The following is a 1,279-nucleotide window of genomic DNA, read 5'->3' on the forward strand; positions in this document are numbered from 1 at the left end:
GCAGCGACACCCAGCCGATTGACGGCGCGGCCTTCTTCCTCGACTTTGACCCAACTGTCCTCGACGTGGTTTCCGTGACGCCCAACCCGGTCTTCCCGATCGAGCTGATCTGGCGCATCAATCAGACCCCCGGTCAGCTGGACATGGTGCGCAGCGTCTTGAAGCAACCTTTCCCCCAGGGCACCTTCCACTTTGCCACCGTTACCTTCCGTGCCCGCCAGGCCGCCCCCGACGGCACCTCGATCCAGTTCAGTCGCACCGCCGACCGCCAGACCGATGTCACCGCCAACGGAGCCTCGGTGCTCGGGCCGCTGGTGCCCACTACGCTCACCGTGCGCGATGGCATGGCCGTGCAGGTGCAGGTGCAACTCGAAGGCGAGCCCCGCTCCCCGGACCCACGCCTGAGCTTGCCACTCGCAGTGACGCTGCGCCCGGCGGGAAGCAGCACGCCGGTCTATCAGGGCACCCCAACCCTCGACCAGGCCGGTCGCTTCCAGATCGAAGGTCTCGCCCCCGGAGCCTATACCCTGAGCGTCAAGCATCCCCAGACGCTGCGGGCGGAGGTGACGCAGGAGTTGAGCGGCGACACAACGACGATGACCATCGGGCCGCTGCCCTCGGGCGATGCCAACAATGACAATCGCGTCTCGTTGCCCGACTTCTCGGTGCTCGCGAGCACCTTCGGGCGGAGCAGCGGCAGTACGGGCTACGATGGGCGGGCCGACTTCAGCGGCGATGGAGTTATCAACCTGCGCGACTTCTCGCTCCTCGCCAAGCACTTCAACGCGGTGGGGGCTGCGGACCCCTCACCCGCCGAACCGCGTCCCAGTCACTCGGTGATCCGGGCGCAGCAGGTCGTGCCGAACCTCACCGCCGGGGCGAGCGTGACCCTGGACGTGGCGGTACACGCGCCGCCGACCGGACTGGATGGGGCCGCCGTCACCCTGGCCTTCGATCCGACCGTATTCGAGGTGCTCGCCGTGACGGGCGATGCCACCCTCGAACGCTCGCTCCAGCAGGTGGTTGACCCCATCGCCGGACGAATCATCCTGGCGCAGGGCACGCTCAATGCCCAGCGCCCCACGGGGCAGGTACCCCTCGCGCAGATCCAATTGCGGGCGCGCACCGATGCCGCAACGACCGCGATCACGCTTGTGGATGATGGTGAGCACGGTCAGAGTGCAGTCACGGCAGGCGGACAGGTGGTGCCGCTAGCGGCAACCGCTTGGCGACTCACCCTGAGCCCGGCGAAGCATACCGTCTACCTACCGGTGGCGAT

The 1,279-nt window shown here is 67.6% G+C and carries 1 protein-coding gene; it reads left to right on the forward strand.

Features of this window, described 5'->3' with window-relative positions; all coding sequences use genetic code 11:
- Positions 1 to 1,279 (forward strand): cohesin domain-containing protein (locus tag EKD05_RS26240; protein WP_205704094.1); only part of this gene is annotated, 1,279 nt, incomplete at both ends.

Source organism: Candidatus Chloroploca sp. Khr17, assembly GCF_004138165.1.
Classification (GTDB): domain Bacteria; phylum Chloroflexota; class Chloroflexia; order Chloroflexales; family Chloroflexaceae; genus Chloroploca.